At 62.8% G+C, this 22,237-nt stretch carries 18 protein-coding genes; 7 read left to right on the top strand and 11 right to left on the bottom strand.

Annotation, left to right across the window (positions count from 1 at the left end; all coding sequences use genetic code 11):
- Window positions 1-235: 235 nt before the first annotated feature.
- Window positions 236-1,582, bottom strand: coding sequence for a metalloprotease PmbA (pmbA, locus tag AB4Z20_RS26825; protein WP_253471632.1), 1,347 nt, complete (start codon window positions 1,580-1,582; stop codon window positions 236-238).
- A 108-nt stretch (window positions 1,583-1,690) separates the two neighbouring features.
- Here pmbA and yjgA point away from each other — a divergent pair, with 108 nt between their 5' ends.
- Window positions 1,691-2,215 (top strand): ribosome biogenesis factor YjgA, encoded by a 525-nt coding sequence (yjgA, locus tag AB4Z20_RS26830; RefSeq protein ID WP_014336624.1) that lies wholly within the window; start codon window positions 1,691-1,693, stop codon window positions 2,213-2,215.
- Window positions 2,216-2,426: 211 nt separating this feature from the next.
- On the opposite strand, the gene tldD is transcribed toward yjgA, so the two are convergent.
- The 8 genes from tldD to mreB form a co-directional block, all read right to left on the bottom strand.
- Window positions 2,427-3,869, bottom strand: coding sequence for a metalloprotease TldD (tldD, locus tag AB4Z20_RS26835; RefSeq protein WP_214511248.1), 1,443 nt, complete (start codon window positions 3,867-3,869; stop codon window positions 2,427-2,429).
- Window positions 3,870-3,874: 5 nt separating this feature from the next.
- Window positions 3,875-4,738 (bottom strand): carbon-nitrogen hydrolase family protein, encoded by an 864-nt coding sequence (locus tag AB4Z20_RS26840; RefSeq protein WP_253471630.1) that lies wholly within the window; start codon window positions 4,736-4,738, stop codon window positions 3,875-3,877.
- Between the two features lie 139 nt (window positions 4,739-4,877).
- Window positions 4,878-8,681 carry a YhdP family protein gene (locus AB4Z20_RS26845; protein ID WP_442091060.1) on the bottom strand — a complete coding sequence of 1,268 codons (3,804 nt, stop codon included), beginning with the start codon at window positions 8,679-8,681 and terminating at the stop codon, window positions 4,878-4,880.
- A gap of 60 nt (window positions 8,682-8,741) precedes the next feature.
- On the bottom strand, window positions 8,742-10,199 hold the full coding sequence (gene rng, locus AB4Z20_RS26850; protein ID WP_018613976.1) for a ribonuclease G: 1,458 nt from the start codon (window positions 10,197-10,199) through the stop codon (window positions 8,742-8,744).
- A gap of 56 nt (window positions 10,200-10,255) precedes the next feature.
- A complete protein-coding gene (locus AB4Z20_RS26855; protein ID WP_214511245.1) occupies window positions 10,256-10,852 on the bottom strand; it encodes a Maf family protein in 597 nt (198 codons plus the stop codon).
- A 279-nt stretch (window positions 10,853-11,131) separates the two neighbouring features.
- A complete protein-coding gene (gene mreD / locus AB4Z20_RS26860) occupies window positions 11,132-11,620 on the bottom strand; it encodes a rod shape-determining protein MreD (RefSeq protein WP_003197820.1) in 489 nt (162 codons plus the stop codon).
- The gene (gene mreC / locus AB4Z20_RS26865; RefSeq protein WP_258691207.1) at window positions 11,617-12,768 is read right to left on the bottom strand and encodes a rod shape-determining protein MreC; all 1,152 of its coding nucleotides are present in this window, start codon (window positions 12,766-12,768) and stop codon (window positions 11,617-11,619) included. Before mreC ends, mreD begins: the two co-directional genes overlap by 4 nt.
- Before the next feature lie 140 nt (window positions 12,769-12,908).
- Window positions 12,909-13,946, bottom strand: coding sequence for a rod shape-determining protein MreB (mreB, locus tag AB4Z20_RS26870; protein ID WP_002555108.1), 1,038 nt, complete (start codon window positions 13,944-13,946; stop codon window positions 12,909-12,911).
- A 214-nt stretch (window positions 13,947-14,160) separates the two neighbouring features.
- Here mreB and gatC point away from each other — a divergent pair, with 214 nt between their 5' ends.
- From gatC to AB4Z20_RS26900, 6 genes are all read left to right on the top strand, one after another.
- Window positions 14,161-14,448 (top strand): Asp-tRNA(Asn)/Glu-tRNA(Gln) amidotransferase subunit GatC, encoded by a 288-nt coding sequence (gatC, locus tag AB4Z20_RS26875; RefSeq protein WP_003197816.1) that lies wholly within the window; start codon window positions 14,161-14,163, stop codon window positions 14,446-14,448.
- 16 nt (window positions 14,449-14,464) lie between these two features.
- Window positions 14,465-15,916, top strand: coding sequence for an Asp-tRNA(Asn)/Glu-tRNA(Gln) amidotransferase subunit GatA (gene gatA, locus AB4Z20_RS26880; RefSeq protein WP_442091063.1), 1,452 nt, complete (start codon window positions 14,465-14,467; stop codon window positions 15,914-15,916).
- A gap of 10 nt (window positions 15,917-15,926) precedes the next feature.
- On the top strand, window positions 15,927-17,372 hold the full coding sequence (gatB, locus tag AB4Z20_RS26885) for an Asp-tRNA(Asn)/Glu-tRNA(Gln) amidotransferase subunit GatB (protein WP_253471620.1): 1,446 nt from the start codon (window positions 15,927-15,929) through the stop codon (window positions 17,370-17,372).
- Between the two features lie 191 nt (window positions 17,373-17,563).
- Window positions 17,564-17,941 (top strand): septal ring lytic transglycosylase RlpA family protein, encoded by a 378-nt coding sequence (locus AB4Z20_RS26890; protein WP_214511243.1) that lies wholly within the window; start codon window positions 17,564-17,566, stop codon window positions 17,939-17,941.
- Between the two features lie 49 nt (window positions 17,942-17,990).
- The gene (locus AB4Z20_RS26895) at window positions 17,991-19,052 is read left to right on the top strand and encodes a calcium/sodium antiporter (RefSeq protein WP_442091073.1); all 1,062 of its coding nucleotides are present in this window, start codon (window positions 17,991-17,993) and stop codon (window positions 19,050-19,052) included.
- Window positions 19,049-19,429, top strand: a complete 381-nt coding sequence (locus AB4Z20_RS26900; RefSeq protein ID WP_003177973.1) for a carboxymuconolactone decarboxylase family protein — start codon at window positions 19,049-19,051, stop codon at window positions 19,427-19,429. The genes AB4Z20_RS26895 and AB4Z20_RS26900 overlap by 4 nt, the downstream gene beginning before the upstream one ends.
- A gap of 118 nt (window positions 19,430-19,547) precedes the next feature.
- Here AB4Z20_RS26900 and AB4Z20_RS26905 read toward each other — a convergent pair whose 3' ends face one another.
- The gene (locus AB4Z20_RS26905) at window positions 19,548-20,489 is read right to left on the bottom strand and encodes an AEC family transporter (protein WP_253471618.1); all 942 of its coding nucleotides are present in this window, start codon (window positions 20,487-20,489) and stop codon (window positions 19,548-19,550) included.
- Between the two features lie 189 nt (window positions 20,490-20,678).
- Entirely contained in the window at window positions 20,679-22,232 is a 1,554-nt protein-coding gene (garD, locus tag AB4Z20_RS26910) for a galactarate dehydratase (RefSeq protein ID WP_018601854.1), read from the bottom strand.
- Window positions 22,233-22,237: the final 5 nt, after the last annotated feature.

Genomic DNA, 22,237 nt, shown 5'->3' on the forward strand with positions numbered 1-22,237 from the left:
GTGCCGGCGTGCCGGCCACTCTCCCTCGCGGGTGCTGACACACCAGTGATAGCTACGGCCTCTTTCCCCGCGCGCACCCAATCTTAAGCCGAGCACTTGTTTGCTGCGCGACAGCGCAGCGTCGGCGACGCGGCGGGGACTCCCTCGCCACAAAAGCGCCCTCGCCAGAGGATTTGCGGGCACAAAAAAGGCGCGTCACCCCAGTGGATGACGCGCCTTTTTTACGCGGTGAGCGTTAGCTACCCGCCACCGTCATCCGCTCGATCAACACCGAACCGGTGCGGATGTTGCTGCGCAGTTCCAGATCGTTGCCCACCGCTACGATCTGCTTGAACATGTCGCGCATGTTCCCGGCGATGGTGACTTCCTGGACCGGGAACTGGATCTCGCCGTTCTCGACCCAGAAACCCGCCGCGCCACGGGAATAGTCGCCGGTTACCATGTTCAGGCCGTGGCCCATCAGTTCGGTCACCAGCAGGCCACGACCCATGCGCCGCAGCAAGGCCGCCTGGTCTTCTTCGCCATGGGTCACGAACAGGTTATGCACGCCACCGGCATTGGCGGTGCTCGGCATGCCGAGCTTGCGGCCCGAATAGGTGCCGAGGATGTAGGACACCAGCTCGCCGTTTTCCACGAACGGCTTGGCGTAGGTGGCCAGGCCATCGCCGTCGAACGCCGAGCTGCCCATGGCCTGCATCAGGTGCGGACGCTCGTCGATGGTCATCCATTGCGGGAATAGTTTCTGGCCCAGCGCGCCTTCGAGGAACGACGACTTGCGGTACAGGTTGCCGCCGGACACCGCCGACAGGAAACTGCCGAACAAGCCACCGGCCAGCTCGGCCGAAAACAGCACCGGCACTTCACAGGTCGGCACCGGCCGCGCGCCCAGGCGGCTGGCCGCCCGTTGCGCGGCTTTCTGGCCAATGCTCACCGGGTCCGCCAGCAAGGTGCCCTGGCGGCTCACGTCGTACCAGTAATCGCGCTGCATCTGGCCGTCGGCTTCAGCGATCATCACACAACTGAGACTGTGGCGGGTCGATGCATAACCGCCGATGAAACCGTGGCTGTTGCCATAGATCCGGCAGCCCTGGTGGGTATTGAGCGTCGTGCCGTCGGCGTTCTTGATCCGGCTGTCGGCCTCGAATGCCGCCGCTTCGCAACGCAGTGCCTGTTCGATGGCCTGCTCGGGGGTGATGTCCCAGGCGTGAAACAGGTCGAAGTCGCGCAGTTCCTTGCACATCAGCGCGGCATCGGCCAGGCCCGAGGCTTCGTCTTCGGAGGTGTGCTTGGCAATCGCCAGTGCCGCGGCGACGGTTTCGCGAATGGCCTCCGGGCCGCTCGCCGAAGTGCTGGCCGAGCCCTTGCGCTGGCCCACGTACAAGGTGATGCCAAAGCCCTGGTCGCGATTGAATTCGACGGTTTCCACCTCGCGCTGGCGCACCGACGTCGACAGGCCCTGCTCCAGCGACACCGCCACTTCACAAGCACTGGCGCCCTGGCGCTTGGCTTCGGCGAGGATCTGCTCGACTTGTTCCTGCAGTGCCGGCAATGCTTGCGGGCCGACGCTTTGAACTGCACTCATGGTGTTCTCCACTCAAATTCTTCTTTCGGTGATGGCCTTCGAGCGACCGGGCCGGACAAGCGGCCCCCGACTGGTTATCATGGCGGCGTTTCTTTGCGGACTGCCACCATGGTTGATTCTTACGACGACTCCCTCTACGAGGGTGAAAAAAGCAAATCCCAGGTCAAACGCGAGCTGCATGCTCTGGTTGACCTCGGCGAGCGCCTGACAACACTCAAGCCTGACTTGCTGGCCAAACTGCCTTTGACCGACGCCTTGCGCCGGGCCCTGGCCGATGCGCCCAAGCACACCGCGAATATCGCGCGTAAACGGCACCTGCAATTCATCGGCAAACTGATGCGCGATCAGGACACTGACGCCATCCTGGTCCTGCTCGATCAACTCGATGCCTCCACCCGGCAGTACAACGAACGTTTCCACAACCTGGAGCGCTGGCGCGATCGCTTGATCGCAGGCGACGATGGCACCCTGGAAAAATTCGTCATCGACTACCCGGAGGCTGACCGTCAGCAATTGCGCTCCCTGATCCGTCAGGCCCAGCACGAACTGGCGCAGAACAAGCCACCGGCCTCGAGCCGTAAAATCTTCAAGTACATCCGTGAGCTGGACGAAACCCAACGCGGCCTGCGCTGAGTTTCACCCGGCCCTGTAGGAGCTGCCGCAGGCTGCGATCTTTTGATCTTTTGATCTTTTGATCTTTTGATCTTTTGATCTTTTGATCTTTTGATCTTTTGATCTTTTGATCTTTTGATCTTTCGCTTGAGACTCAAGTGTCTGGGGAAAGATCGCAGCCTCGTTGCACTCGACAGCTCCTACACAGCTCCTACACGAATCGTGTACATCTTTAAGCGCCCGTGCCACCCACGGTAATCGCATCGATCTTCAAGGTCGGCTGGCCGACGCCCACCGGCACCGATTGCCCATCCTTGCCGCACGTGCCCACACCGCTGTCCAGCGCCAGGTCGTTACCGACCATCGACACCTTGCTCATCGCCTCCGGCCCGTTGCCGATCAGGGTCGCGCCCTTGACCGGTGCGGTGATCTTGCCGTCTTCGATCAGGTAGGCCTCGCTGGTGGAGAACACGAACTTGCCGCTGGTGATGTCCACCTGGCCGCCGCCGAGGTTGGCGCAATAGATGCCTTTTTTCACCGAGGCGATGATTTCCGCCGGATCGCTCTGGCCACCGAGCATGTAGGTGTTGGTCATGCGCGGCATGGGCAGGTGCGCGTAGGATTCACGGCGACCGTTGCCAGTGCGGGCCACGCCCATCAGCCGGGCATTGAGTTTGTCCTGCATGTAGCCCTTGAGCACACCGTTCTCGATCAGCGTGGTGCATTCGGTCGGGGTGCCTTCATCGTCGACGCTCAGGGAGCCGCGACGCCCGGCCAGGGTGCCGTCATCGACAATGGTGCAGAGTTTCGAAGCGACCATCTCCCCCATGCGCCCACTGTAGGCCGAGCTGCCCTTGCGGTTGAAGTCGCCTTCCAGGCCGTGGCCGACTGCTTCGTGCAGCAGCACGCCGGACCAACCGGACCCCAGCACCACCGGCAACGTACCTGCCGGGGCCGGAATGGCCTCCAAGTTGACCAGCGCCTGGCGCAGCGCTTCGCGGGCGTAGCCCATGGCGCGGTCTTCGCTGAGGAAATAACGGTAGTCGGTGCGCCCGCCGCCGCCATGGCCGCCGCGCTCACGGCGACCGTTCTGCTCGACGATCACGCTGACGTTGAACCGCACCAGCGGCCGCACGTCCGCTGCCAGGCCGCCGTCGGTGGAAGCCACCAGGATCCGCTCCCAGACCCCGGCCATGCTGACCGACACTTGCTGGATGCGCGGGTCGAGGGCACGGGTGGCGACGTCGATGCGCTTGAGCAGCTCGACTTTTTCGGCACGGCTCATGACTTCCAGGGGGTTATCCGGCGCATACAACTGCGCCACGTCCTGACTGCTGAACGCCTGGACCGTGCCGTTCTGCCCGGCGCGGGAGATCGAGCGGGCCGCACGGGCAGCAGCGCCGAGGGCTTCGAGGGTGATGGCGTTGCTGTAGGCAAAACCGGTCTTTTCCCCGGACTGGGCGCGCACGCCCACGCCCTGGTCGAGGTTGAAACTGCCTTCCTTGACGATGCCGTCTTCCAGCGACCAGGACTCGGAGATCTGCCCCTGGAAATACAGGTCGGCCGCATCGATGCCCGGGCCGGCCAGGTCGCCCAGCACGCCTTGCAGGCTTTCGATGGTTACGCCGCCGGGGGCTAGAAGGTGTTCACTGACTGAGGACAACAACCCGCTCATATGATTTACGCCTTGAATTCGTCGTCTTGGACAGGCCGCTGTCGAGCGCCCTGCGAGAAAAAGCGCCGATGGCTCGCCACCGGCATGCGCGTCCGGATGGACGCCTGTTCGTTGCTGTCGCGCTCGGCCAGCAGCACGGCCTCACCTTGATCCTGTTGTGCCAGCACACGGCCCCAGGGGTCGACAATCGCAGCATGGCCAAAGGTTTCCCGCGGCCCCGGATGCACGCCGCCCTGGGCGGCCGCCAGCATGTAGCACTGGGTCTCGATGGCCCGGGCGCGAATCAGCACCTCCCAATGGGCCGCGCCGGTCACCGCGGTAAACGCCGACGGCGCGGTGATCAGTTCGGCCCCGGCAGCCCGCAACTCGCTGAAGAGCTCCGGAAACCGCAAGTCATAACAGACCGTCAGGCCCACCCGGCCCACGGGGGTATCGGCAACCACCACGTTAGCGCCATAAGCATAGTCATCCGACTCGCGATAGCGCCCGCGATTGTCCGCCACATCCACATCGAACAGGTGCAACTTGTCGTAGCGCGCCACGATCTGGCCCTGATCGTCGACCAGTAATGAACAGGCATGGGACCTGGCCTCGGGCTGGTCCACCGGTGGCAACGGCAACGTGCCGGCCACAATCCATAACTTGAGGTCTCGGGCGACCTGTTTCAACCAGGGCAGGATCGGTCCCTGACCAAAGGCTTCGGCACGACCGATATCGGCAATGTCCCGCCGCCCCATCGCGGCGAAATTCTCCGGCAGCACGGCCAGCCTGGCGCCGCCAGCGGCAGCCTGCTCCAGCAGCACACGGGCACGGGCCAGGTTGGCGAGCACATCGCTTTGGCTGACCATTTGAATCACTGCGACTGGCATGACAGTTCCCCGTTGTTTGGCAGTGCCCTTTGTGGGAGCGAGCTTGCTCGCGATGGCGGTGTATCAGTCAACACACATGTTAGATGTACCGGCCTCATCGCGAGCAAGCTCGCTCCCACAGGGGTTATCGCATCACCTGTCAAAACGGCTTGTCGAAGCTGATCTTCGGCTCTTTCCACGGCCCCTTGACGTCATATCTTACGCTGGCAAAGCGCGCTACGCGGTCACCGATCAGTTTGTCGATCAGAAACAGCGCCCCACCCACCGCCGGTGCGCCAACAATCAGCGCGGCGATCGGCAGGTTGTTGGTCACCGGCAGCGTCACCAGCAGCTTGGCGTCGACCCGGTCGGCCACCATGTCCAGCGTGCCATTGAGCTCCAGATTGCTCGACGGCCCGGTCAAGGTAATGGGTTCGCGGGTCACGTACACACCGTCGCTCGCCACCAGCAGTCCCTTGACCCGGTCGTAGCTCAGCCCCTTGCCGAACAGGTCGGAGAAGTCCAGGCGCAAGCGGCGGCCGATGGAGTTGAAGTTCAGCAGGCCAAATACCCGCAACGCCTGGGCACTGCCTTCGACTTCGACAAACTGGCCCTTGTTCAGCGACGCGTCGAGGCTGCCGGAAAAGCGCTTGGTGGCGACCCACGCTGGCGAGCCGGGCCAGCGGCCATCGACATCCAGGCGGAACGTCTGGCTGGTCACGCTTGGGGCATACCCCCAGCCCTTGAGCACGTCGCCCAGGTTCTTGCCGCCGATACGGCCCTTGTACCAACTGCTGGTGGAACCGGGCGCCCCTTCCCAACCACCACTGCCGTTCAACACCATGCCCTTGAGGCCCATGTCCAACTCGTTCAGCGCGATGCCCTTGGCGGTCGGGCGCACTTTCAACGACCACGCACCGATGAGATCAGGGCCCTGGAACAATTGGTCGATGGCAATATCCATGGCCGGGATTTTGCCGGGATCGACCGACGCCAATGGGTCCGGTGAGTTTTCATCCGCCTGGACCGTCGGGTCTGTGCCCGGCAGGCGCACATAATCAAGCTTGATCCCAATCGGGATGGCCTTTGCGTCCGGCAGGCTGACATTGCCCTTGGCCTGCTGGCTGTCGAGCCGCAAGGCCCAGGCGTCCGGCTTGCGGTCCAGTTGCACCGATGCCTGGTCCAGGGTCGTGCCCATGGCGGTGAGCTTGCCGACAGTCAGATCGACGCTGCTGAGCAGTTGCTTGGCACTGCCGCCCGGATCCTGGCCCGCGTACTTGTTGACCAAATCCTGCCAGGGACTCACGTCCAGCTCCGACAGTGTGCCGCGCAGTCGCAGTCCCTTGGCCCCGGGCAGAACGGCATCGCCGGCCCCCAGCAACAATTCGCCACGACCATCGGCGACTTTCCCGCTCGGCGCGGCATAAGTGAAATTGGCCAGGTCGCCATAATCGACCCAATAACGCCGCTCCGGCCCTTGCAGGGTCATGCGAAACACCGTGTCGCGCCCGACATCGGCGGCCATGCCGAAGGGTGCCGGCAGGTCCACCGCCACGCCCTTGAGGTTGGAGCTGACCGACAACTGGCTGTCGGCACCGTCGAGGATCACTTGCAACTGGTAAGGCACGACACCGGATACCGGCAACGGCTGGGTGACATTCAACCAACTGGTGAGTTTCTTGATCTCCACCTGCCCGGACGCCGCGACTCGTGTGTTGAGCGCCCCGGCGCGGCCTTCAGCGAAAATCTGTGCGGTCACGGGCCGGTCGAATGCCCGGGCACTGATGCCCTTGCCGCTCAAGCCCTTGTTGCTGTCGAAGCGGAAATCGCCCTTGAGTTGGGTCAGTTCCAGTGCCGGCTCGCTGAGCTTGAGACGGGCCTTGTCGGTGACGAAGTCCACCAGGATCTTCGGTTGCTCGCCTTTGACCAGCGGGATGTCGAGCTTGACGCTGCCTTGCAGGTCGCCCTCGCCTTCCCAGCCGGCGAATGTCTCGGCGGTCCCGATCGGCGCGGTCTGGAGGATTTTCAGACCGTCGCCCAGTCCGCCGGCGAACCCGCCGTCCAGAAACAGATGAACACTCTGCCCGCTGGGTACATGGGGAATGTTCACCGAAACATCCTTGACCTGGGTATCGAGCAATTGTCCTTGGCTGGCGAAGATGCGCACGCCGCTGTCTTCGACGAAGACATCGCCGCTGACCTTGCTGACCGAAGGCCAGCCCGGCTGGAACGCCAGTTCGGCGTCATGCACCTTGAAAAACAGGCTGATACTGCGTGCCGCGTCTTCGGCACCGTGATTGAGCGAGCCTTGATACTGGAAGAAGCCCTCGTCCACCGCGCCCTTGACGATGGCCGTGCGCAACCACTCATCCAGCGCCGGGCTGAGGACCGCCGGCAGGTACTTGGCGGTGTAGCGTCCGTCACCGTCCACCAAGCCGACCCGCAGGTCCATGTAGTCTTCCTGGCTATGGTCGAAATGCAGGCGGATCAGGAAATCGCCGGCAATCCGGCCCTCCTCGCCCAGCACCTTCAAATACGGTGCGATCAGGGTGAAGCCTTGCTTGTCGAGCTTCCAGGTCAGCCGGGCGTTGGCCTGCAGATACTGCCAGGGCTTGGCGAAAATCGGGTCCAGGTGCAGGGAAAAATCCTTGCTGTCCATGCGCAACTCGCCGCCACCGAGGTCGCCGCTCAGGCTTCCCGATACATTGCGCGCAGCCGGGGCGCCGCGATAGGCATCAAAGCCCACGGTGTCCAGGTTGGTGGCGAAGCTGATTTTCTGGTCACCGGCGTTCTGCGGCCGGTAGTCCAGCAGCACGTTGCGCAGGGCACCGGTCACCTTGAGATGGTCGATGGTCGTCGCCAGGCCTTCAGGCAACGGCGCCAGGGCATTGAGCAAAGGCGTAAGCGGGGTCAAGTCGAGGCGGTCGGCCTGCAGGTGCCAGCGCTCCTCGGCCTTTTCGGTGGCAGCACTCTGTTGCAGTTGCAGGCGCGATTCCCAGCGGGTTTCGCCCAGGTTCATCGCCAGGGAATCGAAGGTCGCGGTAAAGCCCTGATCGCCACGCTGGAAATACCCATTGAGCGCCAGGTTATGGATCTGCACCGGCTTGCGCTCGGCGTAGGCACCCAGGATGTCAGGAGCGTTCAAGCGCATGGCCGCGCTTTGCACCGTACCGCCGCCCCAACTCAACCAGAACTCGCCACCGGCCTTGATCCGGGAAAAATTCCATTGTTGGGTCAGGCGTTTGGGCAGCCATTTGGACCAATCGCTTTGCGGCAGGCTCAGGTACGCATCGGCCTGGCCATTCTTCCAGTCACTGGCGCGGATACGGGTGCGCAGGTTGATCGCCAGAGGCTGGCCGTCAGGCAGGGTCAAGCGCACGTCCAGCCGTTGGCGGGTGGCGCCGGTGCGCAGGCTCAAGCCGACGTAGGTGAGGGTCAGCGGTGGTTGTTCGACAGGTTGCAAAGTCACCTGGCTATCGAGCAGCGAGAACTTGGAAACCACCTGCATGCGTTCGAGCAATTGCTGCGGATCGAGGGGCTGGTCGTCCTTCACCGGCAGGCCTTCCAGGGCCCACTTGCCGTCGGCGCCCTCCTTGAGGCTGATCTTCAGGCCGCTGACTTCCAGGTGGGCAATGCGCACCTGACGTGCCAGCAGGCTGTCCCACAGGTCAGGCACGGCTCGCACCTGATCCAGGTGCAAGGCATTGGGGCCTTCGCCGACCACCACGTCGCGCGCCGCCAGGATTGGCGCCAGGGCGCTCCAGCTACCGTCGAGGCTGCCGATGTGCACAGGCATGCCCAAGGCAGCGCTGGCCTGGGTCTCGACCTCGGCGCGGTATTCGGCCACCAGCGGGACCAGCTCGCGACCGAGGCTGACGTACAACGCCAGCAACACCAGCAACAGGGCGCACAGCCCCAGCCCCCAGCGAGTCAGCGCCGCCAAAATGCGTGTCAGACGCTCCATGTCAGTGGGCTCCCCTGGCAAAGACGATCAAATCCGCGGGCCCGCCGCTTCCCAAGCTCTTCAGAGCAACACCACGTCGTATTGTTCCTGGGAATACATGGTTTCCACCTGGAAGCGAATCGTGCGTCCGATAAACGCTTCCAACTCCGCGACATTGCCTGACTCCTCGTCGAGCAGGCGATCCACCACTTTCTGGTTCGCCAACACTCTATAGCCAGTCGCCTGGTAGGCGCGCGCCTCCCGGAGAATTTCCCGGAAGATTTCGTAACACACGGTTTCCGGGGTCTTGAGCTTGCCGCGGCCCTGGCAACTACTGCACGGCTCGCACAGCACCTGTTCGAGGCTTTCGCGAGTACGCTTGCGGGTCATCTGCACCAGGCCCAGCTCGGTGATACCGATGATGTTGGTCTTGGCGTGGTCGCGTTCGAGTTGTTTTTCCAGGGTCCGCAGCACCTGGCGCTGGTGCTCTTCATCTTCCATGTCGATGAAGTCGATGATGATGATCCCCCCCAGGTTGCGCAGGCGCAGTTGCCGGGCAATGGCGGTGGCGGCTTCCAGGTTGGTCTTGAAGATGGTTTCTTCCAGGTTGCGATGGCCGACGAACGCCCCGGTGTTGACGTCGATGGTGCTCATGGCCTCGGCCGGGTCCACCACCAGGTAGCCGCCGGACTTGAGCGGCACCTTGCGTTCAAGGGCTTTCTGGATTTCGTCTTCGACGCCGTACAGGTCGAAAATCGGCCGTTCGCCAGGATAATGCTCGAGGCGGTCGGCGATTTCCGGCATCAGTTCGGCGACGAACTGCGTGGTTTTCTGGAAGGTTTCCCGGGAGTCGATACGGATTTTCTCGATCTTGGGGCTGACCAGGTCGCGCAAGGTCCGCAGCGCCAGGCCCAGGTCTTCGTAGATCACGCTGGGGGTGGCGATGGTCTTGATCTGCGCGGCGATCTGGTCCCAAAGCCTGCGCAGGTAGCGGATGTCCATGAGGATCTCATCGGCCCCGGCCCCTTCGGCGGCGGTGCGCAGGATGAACCCACCGGCTTCCTTGATGCCTTCTTTTTCCACGCAGTCGCTGACCACCTGCTTGAGGCGCTCGCGCTCGGCTTCGTCTTCGATCTTCAGGGAAATACCGACATGGGCGGTACGCGGCATGTACACCAGGTAGCGCGACGGAATCGACAGTTGCGTGGTCAGGCGCGCGCCCTTGGAGCCGATGGGGTCCTTGGTGACCTGCACCACCAGGCTCTGGCCTTCATGCACCAGCGCGCTGATGCTCTCCACGGCCGGCCCTTCGCGCATGGAAATTTCCGACGCATGAATGAATGCCGCGCGGTCCAGGCCGATGTCGACGAAGGCTGCCTGCATGCCCGGCAGCACCCGCACCACCTTGCCTTTATAGATATTGCCGACGATGCCACGCTTTTGCGTGCGCTCGACGTGGACCTCTTGCAGAACACCGTTTTCAACCACCGCCACGCGCGATTCCATCGGCGTGATGTTGATCAGGATCTCTTCACTCATGGCAGGGTCTCGTTCAGGCATGTTCACGATTATGGCCGCATCAAGTCAGACGGCGCTCAGCGCGCGCTCAAGGTTTGCCAACAGGGTATGCCGAAATGGCCCAGTAGTTCTGCGGTTTCGCACAGCGGCAGGCCGACCACGGCTGAATAACTGCCTTCAAGCCCGGCGACAAACACCGCGCCCAGCCCTTGAATACCATAGCCGCCGGCCTTGTCCCGGGGTTCACCGCTGGCCCAGTAGGCCGCCGCTTCCTGTTCCGTGATCGACCGAAAGCGTACCAGGGTGCGCACAACGCGGGATTCGCAACGCTGCCCATCCAGTATGGCAATGGCGGTCAATACTTCATGTTCGCGACCGGACAGGCTCAAGAGCGTCGTCATGGAATCGGCCTGGTCCACGGGTTTGCCGAGAATTCGCCCGTCCAGTACCACAGCCGTATCGGCGCCCAGCACGCAGCCATCCATGCCGGCGTCCAGGGCTCGCCGACCCGCCTCGGCCTTGCCACGCGCCAGGCGCTCGACATAGGCCGAAGGGGTTTCGTGGTCCAGGGGAGTTTCGTCGATGTCCGCGCCGATGGCGGTAAAGGGCACGCCGATCTGCGTGAGCAGTTCACGCCGACGCGGCGAGCCTGAGGCGAGGTAGAGCGGTTTCATCAAGACATCTCCCTAACGCGACCGGCTTTTGTGGCCAAAGATTGCTCCCGCTGGGCTGCGCCGTAGGAGCTGTGTAGGAGCTGACGAGCGAAGCGAGGCTGCGATCTTGTCCCAGACAATTGAGTCGCAAGCGAAAGATCAAGATCAAGATCAAGATCAAGATCAAGATCAAGATCAAAAGATCGCAGGCTTCGCCAGCTCCTACAGAGCCCAGCGGGATTCAATCTCTGGCCACAAGGATATGAGTCACCAAAAAAAAGTGTAGATATCCTGAGCGAATCAGTTGATTTTGAAACGCAGGCGCAGGCCACGCAAACCGAAGCTGACCCAGGGCCAGAGCAAGGCGCTGACCAGGGCTGGCAAGACCAGCGCCAGGGTCGGCTGGCGGTTGCCAGTCAGCGCGCTGAGCCACAACTGCACCAGTTGCGCCAGGCCAAAGATCACCAGGATCACCAGGCACTGCTGCCACATGGGGAACATCCGCAGGCGTTGTTGCAGCGACAGCACCAGGAAGGTGATCAGCGTCAGGATCAGCGCGTTCTGCCCCAGCAACGTGCCATAAAGTACGTCCTCGGCCAGACCCAGGCACCAGGCGGTGACCATGCCGACCTTGTGCGGCAAGGCCAGCGCCCAGAAGGCCAGCAACAGGGCCAGCCACAGTGGGCGCAGGATTTCCATGAACTGCGGCAGCGGCGAAACGCTGAGCAACAGGCCGATGGCGAAGGTCAGCCAGACCATCCAGCCGTTACCGGATTGGGTACTGCTCATTCTTCTCGTGCTCCCCTGGGGGCTGGCGCGGTGGCCGGCGTGGAGGCTGGCGGTTTGGCGGCGGGCCGGGCTGGTTGAGCAGGCTGCGCGGCGGGTGCGTGGGTGGCCGAGCGGGTCGGTTTCACAGCAGGCGCGGCGGGCGTGGTGGCCGGGGTTGCCGCCGGCGTGGTGGCCGGAGCCGCCGTCGCGGGTGCAGGCACTGGTGGTTTTGGCACCGTGGCAGGGACAGGCGCCGGCGTCGCTGTCGATGGGGCAGCCGACTCGCCGCCCTGGCGGTCCTGGGCTTCCTGGGCCACGGCAGCGTCATTGGCACGCTCTTCGGGCGTACGGTTGTCGCTGAATACCAGCAGCAGGTAGCGGCTGCGATTCAATGCAGCCGTCGGCACTGCGCGAACGATGGCAAACGGCTGGCCGGAGTCATGGATGACTTCCTTGACCGTTGCCACCGGATAACCGGCCGGGAAGCGCTGGCCAAGGCCGGAGCTGACCAGCAGGTCGCCTTCCTTGATATCGGCGGTATCGGCCACATGCCGCAGTTCCAGGCGTTCCGGGTTGCCGGTGCCGCTGGCAATCGCGCGCAAGCCGTTGCGATTGACCTGCACGGGAATGCTGTGGGTGGTATCGGTCAGCAGCAGCACTCGGGAGGTGTAGGGCATCAACTCCACCACCTGGCCCATCAGGCCCCGGGCGTCGAGTACCGGCTGGCCGAGAACCACGCCGTCGCGCTCACCCTTGTTGATGATGATGCGGTGGGTGAAGGGGTTGGGGTCCATGCCGATCAACTCGGCCACTTCGACCTTCTCGTTGACCAGCGCCGAAGAATTGAGCAGCTCGCGCAGCCGAACGTTCTGCTCGGTGAGGGCCGCCAGCTTCTGCATGCGCCCCTGCAACAGCAGGTTTTCGGTCTTGAGTTTTTCGTTTTCAGCGACCAGTTCGGTCCGGCTGCCAAACTGGCTGGCCACACCTTGCCACAAGCGCTGCGGCAGGTCGGTGATCCAGTAGGACTCCATCAACACCAGCGACATCTGGCTGCGCACAGGTTTGAGCAGCGTGAAGCGGGCATCGACCACCATCAGCGCGACCGAGAGCACGGTCAGCACCAGCAGGCGCACACCCAATGAGGGGCCTTTGGCGAAAAGCGGTTTAATAGGCCGCTCCTCCCAGGCAAATGTTTTCTTTATTCATACGGCATCAAACCGGCCTGGATACGAATGACAGAAGATAAACGCCAACGGGCAGCACTGCAAAGTGCTGCCCGGGAGCGAACAACATAGACGATCCAGCCAACTTATTCGCTGGAGAGCAGGTCCATGGTGTGCTTGTCCATCATTTCCAATGCACGGCCACCGCCGCGGGCAACGCAGGTCAACGGGTCTTCGGCAACGATCACCGGCAGCCCGGTTTCCTGGGCCAGCAGCTTGTCGAGGTCACGCAGCAGCGCACCACCACCGGTCAGCACCAGGCCGCGCTCGGCAATGTCCGACGCCAGCTCCGGTGGCGACTGCTCCAGGGCGCTCTTGACGGCCTGGACGATGGTCGCCAACGATTCTTGCAGCGCTTCGAGCACTTCGTTGGAGTTGAGGGTAAAGGCCCGTGGAACGCCTTCGGCCAGGTTGCGACCGCGTACGTCGACTTCACGTACTTCACCGCCCGGGTAGGCCGTGCCGATTTCCTGCTTGATGCGCTCGGCGGTGGATTCGCCGATCAGGCTGCCGTAGTTGCGACGCACATAAGTGATGATCGCTTCGTCGAAACGGTCGCCGCCCACACGTACGGATTCGGCGTAGACCACACCGTTGAGGGAGATCAGCGCGATTTCAGTGGTACCACCACCGATGTCGACGACCATCGAGCCGCGGGCTTCTTCCACCGGCAGGCCGGCACCGATGGCAGCAGCCATTGGCTCTTCGATCAGGAACACTTCGCGGGCACCGGCGCCGAGGGCCGATTCACGGATAGCGCGTCGCTCTACCTGGGTGGACTTGCATGGAACGCAGATCAGCACACGAGGGCTGGGCTGCAGGAAGCTGTTTTCGTGAACCTTGTTGATGAAGTACTGCAGCATCTTTTCGCAGACGCTGAAGTCGGCGATCACGCCGTCCTTCATGGGGCGAATGGCCGCGATGTTGCCCGGTGTACGGCCCAGCATGCGCTTGGCTTCCGTACCGACAGCCACGACACTTTTCTGGTTACCGTGGGTGCGGATGGCCACGACCGAGGGTTCATTCAGGACGATACCGCGCTCGCGCACGTAAATAAGGGTGTTGGCAGTGCCCAGGTCAATGGAAAGATCGCTGGAAAACATGCCACGCAGTTTCTTGAACATGGGAAAGGGACCCTAGGCAACGCGTGGGTAAAAAAGTGCGGCAAACTCTAACAACGACAGGGATTTTGGGCAAGGCGCCAATATGTTAAATTGGCCGCTTTTCTGTGCACCAAACCCCGAAATCGCGGCCGTAAGACCGTAGAAATGCGGTAGTGTTCCGACAATCTAACACACGGACAGGTTACGTCCGTTTTGTTTTCCACTGGAGAATCCCATGGCGCTTGAACGCTCCGACGTGGAAAAAATCGCTCATCTGGCCTGTCTGGGCCTCAATGAAGCCGATCTTCCACACATCACTTCTGCCCTGAACAGCATTCTGGGGCTGGTCGACGAGATGCAGGCGGTCAATACCGACGGTATCGAACCACTGGCACACCCACTCGAAGCCAGCCAGCGCCTGCGCGCCGACGTCGTGACCGAGTCCAATCACCGCGAGGCCTACCAGTCCATCGCACCAGCGGTCGAAAACGGCCTGTACCTGGTTCCGAAAGTCATCGACTAAAGGGAAAGAGCCTCTCATGCATCACATGACCCTGGCCGAGATCGCCCGCGGACTCGCCGATAAAAAGTTTTCTTCCGAAGAGCTGACCCAGGTCCTGCTGGCGCGCATCGCCCAGCTCGACCCGCAGCTCAACAGCTTCATCAGCCTCACCCAGGAGCTGGCCCTGAGCCAGGCCAAGGCCGCCGACGCCCGGCGCGCCAATGGTGAAACCGGCGCCCTGCTCGGTGCGCCGATTGCCCACAAGGACCTGTTCTGCACCCAGGGCATCCGCACCAGCTGCGGCTCGAAGATGCTCGACAACTTCAAGGCCCCGTACGATGCCACCGTGGTCGCCAAGCTGGCCGCCGCCGGCACCGTGACCCTGGGCAAGACCAACATGGACGAATTCGCCATGGGCTCGGCCAACGAGTCGAGCTACTACGGCGCGGTGAAAAACCCGTGGCACCTGGAACACGTACCGGGCGGCTCGTCCGGTGGTTCCGCTGCCGCCGTGGCTGCGCGCCTGTTGCCGGCCGCCACCGCCACCGACACCGGCGGTTCGATTCGCCAACCGGCGGCGTTCACCAACCTCACTGGCCTGAAGCCGACCTACGGTCGCGTCTCGCGCTGGGGCATGATCGCCTACGCCTCCAGCCTCGACCAGGGTGGCCCGCTGGCCCGCACCGCCGAAGATTGCGCGATCCTGCTGCAAGGCATGGCCGGCTTCGACCCGAACGACTCCACCAGCATCGATGAACCAGTGCCGGACTACAGCGCCAGCCTCAACGGCTCGCTGCAGGGCCTGCGCATCGGCGTGCCGAAGGAGTACTTCAGCGCCGGCCTCGACCCACGCATCGCCGAACTGGTCCACAACAGCGTCAAGGAGCTGGAGAAGCTCGGCGCGGTCATCAAGGAAATCAGCCTGCCGAACATGCAGCACGCGATTCCCGCGTACTACGTGATCGCCCCGGCGGAAGCGTCCTCGAACCTGTCGCGTTTCGACGGCGTGCGCTTCGGCTATCGCTGCGAGAACCCGGAAAACCTGATCGACCTGTACAAGCGCTCCCGTGGCGAAGGCTTCGGCGCCGAAGTGCAGCGCCGGATCATGGTCGGCGCCTACGCGTTGTCCGCCGGCTACTACGACGCCTACTACCTCAAGGCGCAGAAAATCCGTCGCCTGGTGAAGAACGACTTCATGGCCGCCTTCAACGAGGTCGACATCATCCTCGGCCCGACCACGCCGAACCCGGCCTGGAAACTCGGTGCCAAGAACAGTGACCCGGTCGCCGAGTACCTGGAAGACGTCTACACCATCACCGCCAACCTCGCCGGCTTGCCGGGCCTGTCCATGCCGGCTGGTTTCGTCGATGGCCTGCCGGTGGGCGTGCAGTTGCTCGCGCCGTATTTCCAGGAAGGCCGCCTGTTGAACGTTGCCCACCAGTATCAGTTACACACTGACTGGCACACCCGCACCCCAACCGGCTTCTGAGGAGAAACACATGCAATGGGAAGTCGTGATCGGGCTGGAGATTCATACCCAGCTCACCACCCGGTCGAAAATCTTTTCCGGTAGCTCCACCACATTCGGTTCCGAGCCCAACACCCAGGCCAGCCTGGTGGACCTGGGCATGCCCGGCGTGCTGCCGGTGCTCAACGCCGAAGCGGTGCGCATGGCGGTGATGTTCGGCCTGGCGATTGACGCCGAGATCGGCCAGCACAACGTGTTCGCCCGCAAGAACTACTTCTACCCGGACCTGCCCAAGGGCTACCAGATCAGCCAGATGGAATTGCCGATCGTTGGCAAGGGCCACCTGGACATCGCCTTGGAAGACGGCACGGTCAAGCGCGTCGGTATTACCCGGGCGCACCTGGAAGAAGACGCCGGCAAGAGCCTGCACGAAGAATTCAACGGCGCCACCGGTATCGACCTGAACCGCGCCGGCACGCCGCTGCTGGAAATCGTTTCCGAGCCGGACATGCGCAGCGCCAAGGAAGCCGTGGCCTACGTCAAGGCGGTCCATGCGCTGGTGCGCTACCTGGGCATCTGCGACGGCAACATGGCCGAAGGCTCGCTGCGCTGCGACTGCAACGTGTCGATCCGGCCCAAGGGCCAGGTCGAATTCGGCACCCGCTGCGAGATCAAGAACGTCAACTCGTTTCGCTTCATCGAGAAGGCGATCAACAGCGAGATCCAGCGCCAGATCGAACTGATCGAGGACGGCGGCAAGGTCATCCAGCAGACCCGCCTGTACGACCCGAACAAGGACGAGACTCGTCCGATGCGCAGCAAGGAAGAAGCCAACGACTACCGTTACTTCCCCGATCCAGACCTGCTGCCGGTGGTCATCGAGAACTCGTTCCTCGACGAGGTGCGCGCCACCCTGCCGGAACTGCCGCCACAAAAACGCGAGCGTTTCCAGGCGCAATTCGGGCTGTCGAGCTATGACGCCAACGTCCTGGCCACCAGCCGCGAGCAGGCCGATTACTTCGAGAAAGTCGTGAGCATCGGCGGCGACGCCAAGCTGGCGGCCAACTGGGTGATGGTCGAGCTGGGCAGCCTGTTGAACAAACAGGGCCTGGAAATCGACCAGTCGCCGGTCTCGGCCGAACAACTGGGCGGCATGCTGGTGCGGATCAAGGACAACACCATTTCCGGCAAGATCGCCAAGATGGTGTTCGAAGCCATGGCCAATGGTGAAGGCAGCGCCGACGAGATCATCGAGAAGCGCGGCTTGAAGCAGGTCACCGACACCGGCGCCATTTCCGCCGTGCTCGATGAAATGCTCGCGGCCAACGCCGAGCAAGTCGAACAGTACCGTGCGGCAGACGAAGCCAAGCGCGGCAAGATGTTCGGCTTCTTCGTCGGCCAGGCCATGAAAGCCTCCAAGGGCAAGGCCAACCCGCAACAGGTCAACGAACTGCTCAAAAGCAAGCTCGAGGGCTGATTGCCATGGAGCCAGTCTTTGAATCTGGCTCAACCCCCTGTGGGAGCGAGCCTGTGGGAGCAAAGCTTGCTCGCGATGAAGACACCTCGATCCATCAGTGGACCGCGTTATCGTTCATCGCGAGCAAGCTTTGCTCCCACAGGCATTACTCCCACTGGCCAGCTCCCCTATCTGTAGTTGGAAAACCCTTCATGAAGCGTCTCCTCGGCGCCTGCGCCCTGCTGTCCCTGCTGGCCGGTTGCGCCAGCCAGAGCGGGACGGTCGATCCACACGGCTACGACCAGACCGGCGTCGCCTCTTATTACGGTGCCAGGCACCACGGCAAGCGCACCGCCAGCGGCGAGCGTTTCGACCAGCACAGCCTGACCGCCGCCCATCGCCAGTTGCCGTTCGGCACCCGGGTGAAAGTCACCAACCTGAGCAACAATGACAGCGTGGTGGTGCGCATCAACGACCGTGGCCCATACTCCCGAGGCCGCTTGATCGACGTGTCCCGCGAAGCCGCCGAGCAACTGGGCATGTTGCGCAGCGGCACCGCACGGGTGCGCGTGCAAGCCCTCGACGATTGATAGACGGAGCCCGGCCATTTCCCTACTCACCGCCCTACCGTTGCTCAGCCTGATCGAATTGTTCGGCGCCCTGCTGTTGCTGATCGGCGGCGCCGAACTGCTGGTGCGCGCCGCCGTGGGCCTGGCGGCACGCTTGCAGGTACGACCACTGATCATCGGCCTGAGCGTCGTCGCGTTCGGCAGCAGCGCCCCACAAATGGCCGTCAGCCTGCAGGCGACCCTGGCGCAAAACGCCGATATCGCCGTGGGCAGCGTGATCGGCAGCAGCATCTTCAACATCCTCGTCACCCTTGGGCTGTCGGCGCTGATCATTCCGTTGCGCGTCTCGCGCCAACTGGTGCGCCTGGACATTCCGTTGATGATCGGTGCCAGCCTGCTGGTGTTCGTGCTGGCCTGGAATGAAGAGCTGACCCGGTTGGACGGTGTATGGCTGCTGGTGGGCCTGGCGGTGTACCTGGGCCTGTTGCTGCGCCAGTCGCGGCACTCGGGACGGCCGCACACGGTGGGTATCGAGGTGACCCGGGGGTCGTGGCCCAAGAGCCTGGCGATGATCGTGCTGGGCTTGGCAATGCTGATTTTCGCCGGGCACCTGCTGCTGGGCGCGGCGGTGAAAGTGGCGATGGACCTGGGGCTTTCGGAGCGCATCATCGGCCTGACCATCGTTGCCGTCAGCACCTCGCTGCCGGAACTCGCCACCTCGTTGATCGCCGCCCTGCGCGGCCAACGGGACATTGCGGTGGGTAACGTCATCGGCAGCAACCTGTTCAACCTGCTCGGGGTATTGGGGATAACCGCCCTCGCCGCCCCCACGCCACTGTCGGTCTCACCGAACGCCCTGGATTTCGACCTGCCGGTGATGCTCGGCGTGGCGGTGCTGTGCCTGCCGGTGTTCTATTCCGGTTATCGTGTCACCCGCGCCGAGGGCTTGCTATTGCTGGGGTTGTACCTGGCCTATGGGCTGCACGTGATGTCCTTCACCACCGGCATGCCCCTGGCCGGCCAACTGGAACGGCTAATGCTGTTTTATGTGCTGCCGGCCCTGCTCGCGTTCTTGCTGTTCACCTCCCTGCGCGCCTGGCGCCGTCAACACCACAAGAGGGATTTGCCATGACCGACACTCCAAAGACCGGCCTGGACATGCGTCGCCAAGTCATGGGCGACGCATTCGTCGACCGCGCCCTGGGCAACGCCACCGAGTTCACCCAGCCATTGCAGGACTTCGTCAACGAACATGCCTGGGGCAGCGTCTGGAGCCGCGAAGGCTTGCCGCTGAAGACCCGCAGCCTGATCACCCTGGCCGCCCTCACCGCCCTCAAGTGCCCGCAGGAACTCAAAGGCCATGTGCGCGGCGCGCTGAATAATGGCTGCACGGTGGAAGAGATCCGCGAGGCATTGCTGCATTGCGCGGTGTACGCGGGCGTGCCGGCTGCGATCGATGCGTTTCGGGCGGCGCAGGAAGTGATCGATAGCTATCAGAAACCTGAGTGACTGTTAGATCGCTATCGCGAGCAAGCTCGCTCCCACAGGTGATTGCAATACACCCACAAGCCACTGTGGGAGCGAGCTTGCTCGCGATTTGGATCTCAAGAACAGCGCAAACCCAGGGCTAGATCCACCCACCCCACTGCAACACAAAGATCCCCAGGTTGGTCGTAATCGCCGCCATCAGCGTGGTGATGACGATGATCGCCGCCGCCAGTTCATGGTTGCCATCGGCCGCCCGGGCCATGACGTAACTGGCGGCGGCGGTGGGGCTGCCGAAGTACAGGAACAGGATCCCCAACTCCGCCCCGCGAAAGCCCCACAGCCACGCACCGAGGGTAGCCAGCAGCGGCAGCCCGACCATCTTCACCAGGCTCGAACTCAGGGCCATCTTGCCGCTCTTGCGCAAGGCCACCAGCGACAGCGTGCCGCCGATGCAGATCAACGCCAGGGGCAAGGTCATTTGCGACAGGTACTTGGCCGAGGTCTCGAACCAGTTCGGCAGGCCGATGTGCCAATAGGCGAACGGCGCGGCGACAATCACGCTGATGATCAGCGGGTTGCTGATCACACTCTTGCAGATGCTCCACGGGTCAGACTTGATCACCGGGCTGTAGACCGCCAGCACGATGGTCGACAAGGTGTTGTAGAACAGAATTACCAGCGCCGCGAGAATCGCCCCCAGGGAAATCCCATAATCGCCATACATGCTCGCCGCCAGCGCCAGGCCGATGACCCCGTTGTTGCCACGAAACGCACCTTGGGTATAGATGCCGCGATCTTCGCGCGGGCAGCGCCAGATCGCCCAGCCCCAGGCCATGGCGAAACTTGCCAGGGTAGCGATGGAGAAATAGATCAGCAGGTCGGGCTGCAGCGCCGCGTGCAGGTCGGCATGGAGGATGCCGAGGAACAACAGCGCCGGCATGGTGACGTTGAACACCAGGGATGAGGCGATATGGATAAAGTTGTCGTTGATCCAGTTGATGCGCTTGAGCAACACCCCCAAAAACAGCATGGCAAACACCGGCGCGGTGATGTTCAGGGTTTCGAGGAAAATTGCCAGCATGCCGGGGACCTTGAGAGCGGTGTCGTTAGGTGGCTAATGATAAGCCACTTTCCCACTGATCGTTCCCACGCTCTGCGTGGGAATGCAGCCAGGGACGCTCCGCGTTCCAAGAATCGAACGCGGAGCGTCCGTTGAGGCATTTCCACGCGGAGCGTGGGAACGATCAATCGTTACCCCCCAAGGCCAGGATCAGGTAATCGGCGCCGGGTTGAACAACGTGATGTCGTTGTACAGCTTGTGCCGCTCGGCCCAGGTCTGTTTCTTGCCGCTGGCCACGTCCAGGTAGTAGTGGAACAGCTCCCAACCCAACTCTTCGATGGTCGCCCGTCCTGTGGCGATCCGGCCGGCGTCGATGTCGATCAGGTCCGGCCAGCGTTGAGCCAGTTCGGTGCGGGTCGAGACCTTCACCACCGGGGCCATCGCCAAGCCGTACGGCGTGCCGCGGCCGGTGGTGAACACGTGCAGGTTCATCCCCGCCGCCAGTTGCAGCGTACCGCAGACAAAATCACTGGCCGGCGTGGCGCAGAAGATCAGGCCCTTTTGCTTGAAGCGCTCGCCCGGGCCCAGCACGCCATTGATCGCGCTACTGCCGGACTTGACGATCGAGCCCAGGGACTTTTCGACGATATTCGACAGCCCGCCCTTCTTGTTGCCTGGCGTGGTGTTGGCACTGCGATCGGCTTCGCCCTTGGCCAGGTAGCGGTCGTACCAGTCCATTTCGCGCACCAGTTCCTGGGCGACCTCCTGGGTTTGTGCCCGAGAGGTCAGCAGGTAGATCGCATCGCGCACTTCGGTGACTTCGGAGAACATCACCGTCGCCCCGGCACGCAGCAACAGGTCCGAGGCGTAGCCCAGCGCCGGGTTGGCGGTGATGCCGGAGAACGCATCGCTGCCGCCACACTGCATGCCCAGGATCAGCTCCGAAGCCGGTACGGTTTCGCGACGGCGCTGGTCGAGTTTCTTCAGGCGGGTCTCGGCCAGTTCCATGATCTGCTCGATCATTTCGGTGAAACCGTGACTGGAATCCTGCAAGCGATACAACCAAGGCTCGCTGAGGTCCACCGAGCTGTCGTTCTCATGCATCACCTGCCCGGCCTGCAATTTCTCGCAGCCCAGGCTGATCACCAATGCCTCGCCCCCCAGGTTCGGGTTGCGCGCCAGGTTGCGCACGGTACGAATCGGGATGTACGCATCGGTGGCAGTGATCGCCACGCCACAGCCATAGCTGTGGGTCAGCGCCACCACGTCATCGACGTTCGGGTACTTGGGCAGCAGCTCATCCTTGATGCGCTTGACCGCGTGGTCCAGCACCCCGGTCACGCACTGCACCGTGGTGGTGATGCCCAGGATATTGCGCGTGCCGACGGTACCGTCGGCGTTGCGATAACCCTCGAAGGTGTAGCCCTCCAGCGGTGCATCGGCCACCGGCACATCAGTGGACAGCGGCAGGCTGTCCAGCGGCGGCGCGGTCGGCATGCGCAACTGGTCTTCCTTGACCCAGCTGCCACGGGGGATCGGTTGCAGCGCATAGCCAATGACCTGGCCATAGCGAATCACCTCGCCTCCCTCGGGAATGTCCACCAGGGTGACCTTGTGGCTCTGCGGCACGAAATCCACGGTGACCAGGCCGTCCGGGAACTCGGTCCCGGCCGGTACACCCTGGTCATTGACGACGATCACTACGTTGTCCCGCTCATGCAAGCGGATGTAACGCGGCGAATCGGCATGTTCAATCAGTTGCATTGACG

The organism is Pseudomonas sp. KB_12 (assembly GCF_052114545.1).
In the GTDB taxonomy this organism is placed as follows: Bacteria; Pseudomonadota; Gammaproteobacteria; order Pseudomonadales; family Pseudomonadaceae; genus Aquipseudomonas; species Aquipseudomonas brassicacearum.

Excerpts from the sequence above, each read along its gene's own strand:
- gatB (WP_253471620.1), top strand. The coding sequence starts at position 15,927 with ATGCAATGGGAAGTCGTGATCGGGCTGGAGATTCATACCCAGCTCACC.
- AB4Z20_RS26900 (WP_003177973.1), top strand. The coding sequence starts at position 19,049 with ATGACCGACACTCCAAAGACCGGCCTGGACATGCGTCGCCAAGTCATG.
- gatA (WP_442091063.1), top strand. The coding sequence starts at position 14,465 with ATGCATCACATGACCCTGGCCGAGATCGCCCGCGGACTCGCCGATAAA.
- tldD (WP_214511248.1), bottom strand. The coding sequence starts at position 3,869 with ATGAGCGGGTTGTTGTCCTCAGTCAGTGAACACCTTCTAGCCCCCGGC.
- AB4Z20_RS26855 (WP_214511245.1), bottom strand. The coding sequence starts at position 10,852 with ATGAAACCGCTCTACCTCGCCTCAGGCTCGCCGCGTCGGCGTGAACTG.
- yjgA (WP_014336624.1), top strand. The coding sequence starts at position 1,691 with ATGGTTGATTCTTACGACGACTCCCTCTACGAGGGTGAAAAAAGCAAA.
- pmbA (WP_253471632.1), bottom strand. The coding sequence starts at position 1,582 with ATGAGTGCAGTTCAAAGCGTCGGCCCGCAAGCATTGCCGGCACTGCAG.
- mreB (WP_002555108.1), bottom strand. The coding sequence starts at position 13,946 with ATGTTCAAGAAACTGCGTGGCATGTTTTCCAGCGATCTTTCCATTGAC.
- rng (WP_018613976.1), bottom strand. The coding sequence starts at position 10,199 with ATGAGTGAAGAGATCCTGATCAACATCACGCCGATGGAATCGCGCGTG.
- garD (WP_018601854.1), bottom strand. The coding sequence starts at position 22,232 with ATGCAACTGATTGAACATGCCGATTCGCCGCGTTACATCCGCTTGCAT.
- AB4Z20_RS26845 (WP_442091060.1), bottom strand. The coding sequence starts at position 8,681 with ATGGAGCGTCTGACACGCATTTTGGCGGCGCTGACTCGCTGGGGGCTG.
- AB4Z20_RS26890 (WP_214511243.1), top strand. The coding sequence starts at position 17,564 with ATGAAGCGTCTCCTCGGCGCCTGCGCCCTGCTGTCCCTGCTGGCCGGT.
- AB4Z20_RS26905 (WP_253471618.1), bottom strand. The coding sequence starts at position 20,489 with ATGCTGGCAATTTTCCTCGAAACCCTGAACATCACCGCGCCGGTGTTT.
- AB4Z20_RS26840 (WP_253471630.1), bottom strand. The coding sequence starts at position 4,738 with ATGCCAGTCGCAGTGATTCAAATGGTCAGCCAAAGCGATGTGCTCGCC.
- mreD (WP_003197820.1), bottom strand. The coding sequence starts at position 11,620 with ATGAGCAGTACCCAATCCGGTAACGGCTGGATGGTCTGGCTGACCTTC.
- gatC (WP_003197816.1), top strand. The coding sequence starts at position 14,161 with ATGGCGCTTGAACGCTCCGACGTGGAAAAAATCGCTCATCTGGCCTGT.